Source organism: Elusimicrobiota bacterium, assembly GCA_026388075.1.
In the GTDB taxonomy this organism is placed as follows: domain Bacteria; phylum Elusimicrobiota; class Endomicrobiia; order Endomicrobiales; family JAPLKN01; genus JAPLKN01.
In genome coordinates this window covers 1-6,850 of record JAPLKN010000160.1, presented here as the reverse complement: position 1 = coordinate 6,850, position 6,850 = coordinate 1, and the positions used below count along the sequence as shown (strand labels likewise).

The following is a 6,850-nucleotide window of genomic DNA, read 5'->3' as shown; positions in this document are numbered from 1 at the left end:
TTTTGTTTATTTTTTTGTTTGGCCGATGACTAACCTCAATATACATTGAGCTAGCGTTTTTCGGGCAAGAAGAAGGCATAATATTTTTGTAAAAACCAACTCGATAAAACGGGTATTTTTTCTCCGGAATATATATCCAATGCTTTCCGCCGGCAAGTTTTGAGTTTCCATCCTCTTTAACCCCAACATTGAAACAAACAACCGAATTCCATCTTAGTTTTTCTGCTGCCGATCTTATTTCACCGGGCAGATTTATTATGCTTTCCAGCAGTTTTACCAGAGGCTGGGTGGAAACTAAAAACTGATAATTATATTTTTTTCCGTTTGAAGCTTCTATAATATTTCTTTTATAATCGATTTTTAAGCAGCTAGTCCCTAGTTTTATATTGCTAACTTTTTCACAAAAAGCATCCGCAATAGATTGAATTCCCCCCTTTATTGGATAGAAGAAGTATTCATTATAGCCGAAGGATTTGGTTTGTTTATTTCGGGTTCCATTTATTATATCTTTTAAAGCCGGTTGAGGCACGAAAGGCGCAGCCCAGTCTGAACTAAGAATTTTACTTGAAACAGTCCAGAGTTTCTCGTTGTAAGGTTTCATAAAGTGTTTAGTTATGCCGCTGCCAAAAGTTGAAAGTGACCAGTTGTAGAAATTCTGATTATTCCTTTTTGGCCTGTGAATGAAACCTTGTAAACATTCTTTTTTTATTTTTTCCGGAAGATAATATAGATTAGCTTGAAAGGGGAATGGAATAAATCTATCAAATTCATAAATCCAAGATTTTCTTTGGATTTCTCTGAGATTATTTTCAAGCAGATTTTTTAATAACTGCTTCGTTTTGTTTTGATGAAGGTGAAGGAAATGACCCGAATAATCAAAAGTAAAACCATCTATTTTTATTGATCTGCAAAGCCCTCCCGGAACTTTTTCTTTTTCCAAAATAACAAAATCCTTTTTTAGAAAATATCCAAGAGATGTGCCGGTCAATCCCGCACCAATAATTATAATTTCAGGCATTATTTCCCTTTTTCTTCCATTTTAACTTGGCTTAGTCTATACGCAGTTATTATCGCCAGCAACACAATAAATATAAAAATATAAGTAGCATATTCTGTAGACAGGCGAGTTATTAAGAAAGCGCTCAAAGAAAGTATTATGCTGGCAAAGTAAGTTATCAACAGTATTTGTTTTCTGCTAAATCCTATTTTTTCAAGTCTTAGTGCAAAATGGTCTTTACTGCCCATAAACGGAGAAATACTTTTACTCCACCGAAGCACCATCACAAGAAAAGTATCATAAATTGGTATAGCTAGAATTAATAACGGAGCAAAAAGGCCTATATAATTTACCTTGGTATAAGAAGTTCCCAGTGATATGGAAGCAAGAATAAATCCTATGGTTAAACTCCCTGTATCGCCCATAAAAATCTTTTTACCTTTTGAAAGATTGTAGGGAATAAATCCTAATATTCCTCCTGCAAGCGCTGCCGCACAGAAATTTACATAAATTTGTTCAGTCGGAAGCGCTATAAATAGAAATGCCATGCATGCAATAAATGCTATTCCGCTTGATAAACCATCCATAATATCAATAATATTTAATGAATTTGTAATACCGATAATCCAAATTACGCTAACTATAATGGCAATAAAATTTGGGTTGATAAAATGAAGCCTAATATCAAAAAGAATGACAATCAGCGCGGCCAGCGTCTGAACAAGCAGTTTAGATTTAAATCCTAATCCTTTAGGAATAATATCGTCTGCTAAACCAAGAATTAATATTAATATACTTCCTAAAATAATTCCTCGTAAACTATGAAGAGTTCCTGTAGGAAAAAATGTAGTGAATCTGATAATAAATAAACTCACAATCCATCCTATCCAAATAGGTAAACCGCCCAAATATGGAATAGGTTCCTTATGGGTTTTTACCTGAGAATGAGGCATATCCAAAACTTTCAGTTTTAAGGCAATCAAACGGAATAAAGGCACAAGAAAAAATGACATAAAAAAGGATATTCCCAAAGCAAGAAAATATAAAGAATACGGATATTTGCTCATTTTTTCTTCTCCTGATTTCTGTTTTTGGGATAAAAAATAGAAAATTTTATTAATCCTATGCGATGCAAGATGAATTTCATTACGTTCAGCAAAGTTTCTATCCCGTATTTAACGCTTCTTTTAAAATTTATTGATGATGCTTCTTTAAAATATTTTGCCGGCACAGGTATTTCCCCAATCCTGAACTCAAGCGCCGCCGCTTGAATCAATATTTGCTGGTCAAAAACAAAATCATCAGAATTTTCTTCATACCTTATTGTTTCCAAGACCTTTTTAGAAAAAGCGCGGTAACCGGTATGATATTCCCCTAAATTTAAACCTAAGAACAAATTTTCAATAAAGGTAAGCATTCGATTGAAAAAATATTTATATAAAGGCATCCCGCCCTCAATAGCTTCTTTTCTGGTACGAATACGGTTAGCCAAAACGACATCGCAAATTCCATCAATAATCAAACCGGAAAGATAGGGAACAAGCCTGGGATCATACTGATAATCCGGGTGCAGCATAACAACCACATCGGCTCCTTCTTCAATAGCTGTTTTATAACAGGTTTTTTGATTTCCTCCATACCCCACATTTTCTTTGTGCTCAATAACCTTCAGCCCCAATTTTCTCGCAAGCTTTGCGGTATCATCTTTGGACGCATCGTCAACAAGAATTATCTCGTCAACACTTCCTTTCGGGATATCATTGAGTGTTTGTTTAAGTGTTTTTTCCGCATTATACGCGGGCATAACAACAATAACTTTAGATTTTTTTTTCATAGATTATCTCTTCCATAATTGATTCGTATTTAAACAGCATTTCTTTTATATCATATTTTTCACGAACAGTTTTATACGCATTTTCAACAAGTTTTTCTTTTAAGGGTATATTCTGCTTCAAGTCTTTAATCGCAGATGCAAAGGCTTTTATATTATTTTGTTCAACAATTATACCATTTACCCCATTTTTAATTATCTCATTTATTCCCCCACGGCATGCAACCGTTATAATCGGTGTTTTTAAAACCATGGCCTCAAGTATTACCCCCGGAAAACCTTCATACGTTGAACTAAGAACAAAAGCTTTAGCGTTTTTTATATAAGGATACGGATTTTCAATATATCCCGGCATAAAAAGGTCTATATTGAGATCCTTTGCTTTCTTTTCCAATTTATTTCTTTCTCTTCCTTCACCAAGTATCACTAAAGGAATGTTGACAGACAGTTCCTGCTTTAAAAAGTTTATCACTTCTAACAAAAATGAATAATTTTTCTCTTTTTCCAATCGACCACACGATATTAAATATTCTTTGAACGGCAAAGACACTTTTTCTATTGAGTTAGTTTCAATTGTAACTATGTCTACACCATTATAAATTGTTTCTACTTTATTTTTGTCAACCTTCAGGTAATTTATCAGTGAATCCTTTACGTCATCTGAGACCGCAATAATTTTATTTGCTATTCTGTACGATAGAGATAATACTACAGACTTAAAGAAAGAATGTTTATAGCCGCTTATACAAATATCGGTGACCGTGTGTTCTGCTAAAATAAGCTTAATGCGACAAAATAAAGAAACAAAAGCTGAGACTATATTAGCTCTCCATAAAAAAGAAACTATTATATCCGGTTTTATTTTTCTGCAGAATTTAAATAAACTGAATATCGTGCCAAAAATTGACATATAAGAATAGTTATTAGCTATACGATATTCAACAGATTTAGGAATTAACTGATCTTCAGCTCCTGTTTTTTTTAAAAGAAATAAAAAAGGAGTAAATTTTTCTCCATTGGTATTGGATATTACATATAAGAGCTTTAACATATATTATTTTTTGATCAAAGCTTCTTAGAGTTTCTATTTTGTTAAAATTTCTTCATATTTTGAAATAGACTTTTGTAAAGAAAATTCCTTAAGCTTATTTTTGGCATTTAAAATTAACTCTCCCGCAAATTTTTTATTATTAAGTATTTTAAGAACCGCTTCGGCTAATTTGTTTTCATCCTTCATAGGAACAAGCAAGCCATCAACCCCGTCAAAAATTATCTCCCTGGGCCCGCAAGGACAATCCGTTGAAACTACTGGAATACCGCACAAAATAGCCTCAATTAATACATTTGGTCGACCTTCATAAAGTGATGATAACACAAAAACCGAAGAATGAGCCATAAATTTATAAGGATTTTCTTGAAAATTCAAAAATAAGACATTTTTTTCCAGATTCTTACTATTTACTAAATTTATAAGCCTTTCTTTCTCGTCTCCATCCCCTAAAATAACCAGCCTGCAGTCCAATTTCTTTCTTATGATCTCAAATACATTGATCAGATATTCATGTCCTTTTAATTTTGTTAATGAAGCTACATTAATAATTATCGGCTTATTTTCTTTGAACCAAACATGTTCGGTAATCTCTTCTTCACTTTTTGACTTTATTTCTGTTTCGTTTATCGGGTTATATATCACACTAATTTTTTCTTCCTTAATTCCAAAATTTTCTATTAAATCTTTTTTTACGCCATTTGATATAGCAATTATATTATCAGATATTCTATAGAACAATGACATCAGGAATCTTAGGTCAGGACGATATTTCATATGCAGGGAAGGCAGGGTATACTCGCTTATTATTAATTTGGGTTTATATTTTGAAAATAATCTCGCAATAATCATGACCAAATTCGTTTCGGTTAGAAAGCCAAATAAAACATCGGGATTAAGGTCATTTATGATTTTCCTTAAATTTAGTATTCTAAGAATAAAACGAACCAGTTTTAAAAAATAATTTTTAGTAGCAGGCAAATTCAAAATATATTGTTTGATATTTTTGGGAATTGAAAAGAAATGTTTTGAATCATAAAATACGCAAATTGGTTCTATTTTGTCCGTATTTAGATTATCCAAGAGAGTAACAAATATTTTTTCTGCCCCGCCCCTTGCAAGATTAGGGATAACAAAAATAATTTTTCTTTTTTCCAAGTTTCCCATTTTTTTTAATTAAGCCTCCTGAGATCTAAATAATCCTGCGGCTTTTATAATTTTACACCTTTTTTGTTAATTCTGCAGGGAAAATATTACCTAATCCAAGTATAGAGGCAGAGTCAATCTTTTTCTTTATCCTCGCCATCTCCATAATTCCTGATATTCCCAACATTTTTTCAATAAAAATATGTTTTAATTTTCCTATTCCGTGCTCGGCTGAGACTGTTCCTTTTAAATCTATCGTTTTTCCAACAATATTTTTATATATTTCCTTACATCTATTGAATTCCGATACATTTTTAGGCAGGAAATTAGCATGCAAATGACAATCGCCAATGTGCCCAAAAACAAGATAATCTATTTCTTCTTTAACAGCTGTTTTATAAAAATATTCAAGCAGTTTAATTAGATTATTTTCCGGCACTGCTATATCTGTGCCGGTTTTCGGAAATTTATTTTTTCTGACTATTTCATTAACTTTTTCCGGAACCTCATGCCTAAAATCCCTAAAACCTTCACTGTCCTTTAAGCTTGTCCCGAACCATATTTTATCTAAAGGCGCATCATATTTTTCTAAAACTTTAGACCATTTTTCAATTATTATATCTTCATTTACACTAGATGTCTCCTGCTCAAACATAATTGAAGCATCAGAAAAATCCGGAATTTGCGGGTATTTATCTTTTAAAAGTTTTAAAGTATTTTTATCCAGATATTCAATTGATAAAGCATCTATATCTAATAATTGCTTCTTTTTCCTAGTATTTAGAGAAATCTTTCTTATTTCAAGAGCAAACTTCCAAGCCAATTCTTTTTTAGGGAAAAAAGCCACTCCGCTAAATATTTTTGAAATTTTTGGGATTAAACGCACTTCTGCTTCGGTAATTACTCCCAATGTTCCTTCGCTGCCAATAAAAAGGTCTATCAAATCCATTCCGGGGAGATTAAAATATCCCGCGGCATTTTTTATATTTGGAAGCTTATAGCTCGGAAGTTTAATATTAAGTTTACCATTTTTTAAAGGCAAGGCAATTACTCCTTCTTTGGATGCAAATATTTCGCCCCTTTTGATATGAATTAATTCTCCGTTTGAAAGTATGACCTTTATTTTATTTACATATTCTCTTGTTGAACCGAACTTAAAGCCCCTTGAACCCGAGGCATTAGTGGCGATATTTCCGCCGATAAATGAATTTTGTTCAGTCGGATCCGGAGGATAAAGCCAGCCCAGATTTTCTGCTTGTTTTTTTAGTTCCTGAACTATTACTCCGGATTGAACTACTGCATATGCCTGATCTTTAGAGACGCTTTTTATTTCAATAATTTTATTCAGCCGTTCTAAAGACAAAACAACCCCGCCGAAAGGTATTCTCCCTCCGGTCACGCCGGTCCCTGAACCTGAAATAGTAACCGGAGTTTTTTTTTGAGACATCTCTTTCAAAAAATCAATTATTTCAAATTCATTTTCCGGAATATAAATTTTGTGAGCATGCCCGCCTAAAAGCCCGGATTGGTCCTCAAAATATGATTGAACTGTATCTTTCTCAGTTTTAATTATCATTTGAAATGCCTTTATAAAATGATGTCCATTTAAGGGTTAAGCTCTTAATGTAACATCAATTTCTTTAAGTCTTTTCAACATTTCGTTAATAAGACCGTTTACTTCTTGATCGGTGAGAGTATGTTCAGGATGGCGAAAGGTTAAATGGAGGGAATAGCTTGCTTTTTCAGGTCCAAGCTTTTCGTCTTCATACACAGAAAAAACATCATAATTTTCAAAAAAAGTATTATTTGATAAAAACTCATTCAGTAT

General features: G+C 32.7%; 7 protein-coding genes. All 7 read right to left on the bottom strand.

What is annotated here, in order from left to right; translation table 11 throughout:
* A partial coding sequence (locus NT145_08945; GenBank protein ID MCX5782800.1) for an FAD-dependent oxidoreductase occupies nucleotides 1-1,018 on the bottom strand: 1,018 nt, incomplete at its 3' end.
* Complete coding sequence (locus NT145_08940; protein MCX5782799.1) at nucleotides 1,018-2,064, bottom strand: MraY family glycosyltransferase; 1,047 nt, start codon at nucleotides 2,062-2,064, stop codon at nucleotides 1,018-1,020. The genes NT145_08940 and NT145_08945, both read right to left, overlap by 1 nt.
* Nucleotides 2,061-2,831: a glycosyltransferase family 2 protein gene (locus tag NT145_08935; GenBank protein ID MCX5782798.1), complete on the bottom strand. Its 771-nt coding sequence runs from the start codon at nucleotides 2,829-2,831 to the stop codon at nucleotides 2,061-2,063. The genes NT145_08940 and NT145_08935 overlap by 4 nt, the downstream gene beginning before the upstream one ends.
* Entirely contained in the window at nucleotides 2,815-3,879 is a 1,065-nt protein-coding gene (locus NT145_08930; protein ID MCX5782797.1) for a glycosyltransferase, read from the bottom strand. The genes NT145_08935 and NT145_08930 overlap by 17 nt, the downstream gene beginning before the upstream one ends.
* A 33-nt stretch (nucleotides 3,880-3,912) precedes the next feature.
* Nucleotides 3,913-5,043: a glycosyltransferase gene (locus NT145_08925; protein MCX5782796.1), complete on the bottom strand. Its 1,131-nt coding sequence runs from the start codon at nucleotides 5,041-5,043 to the stop codon at nucleotides 3,913-3,915.
* A gap of 52 nt (nucleotides 5,044-5,095) precedes the next feature.
* Nucleotides 5,096-6,598, bottom strand: a complete 1,503-nt coding sequence (locus tag NT145_08920; protein ID MCX5782795.1) for an FAD-binding oxidoreductase — start codon at nucleotides 6,596-6,598, stop codon at nucleotides 5,096-5,098.
* A gap of 36 nt (nucleotides 6,599-6,634) precedes the next feature.
* Nucleotides 6,635-6,850, bottom strand: a 216-nt coding sequence (locus NT145_08915) for a hypothetical protein (GenBank protein MCX5782794.1), incomplete at its 5' end; no start/stop codon positions are given.

Excerpts from the sequence above, each read along its gene's own strand:
- NT145_08940 (MCX5782799.1), bottom strand. The coding sequence starts at position 2,064 with ATGAGCAAATATCCGTATTCTTTATATTTTCTTGCTTTGGGAATATCC.
- NT145_08935 (MCX5782798.1), bottom strand. The coding sequence starts at position 2,831 with ATGAAAAAAAAATCTAAAGTTATTGTTGTTATGCCCGCGTATAATGCG.
- NT145_08930 (MCX5782797.1), bottom strand. The coding sequence starts at position 3,879 with ATGTTAAAGCTCTTATATGTAATATCCAATACCAATGGAGAAAAATTT.
- NT145_08925 (MCX5782796.1), bottom strand. The coding sequence starts at position 5,043 with ATGGGAAACTTGGAAAAAAGAAAAATTATTTTTGTTATCCCTAATCTT.
- NT145_08920 (MCX5782795.1), bottom strand. The coding sequence starts at position 6,598 with ATGATAATTAAAACTGAGAAAGATACAGTTCAATCATATTTTGAGGAC.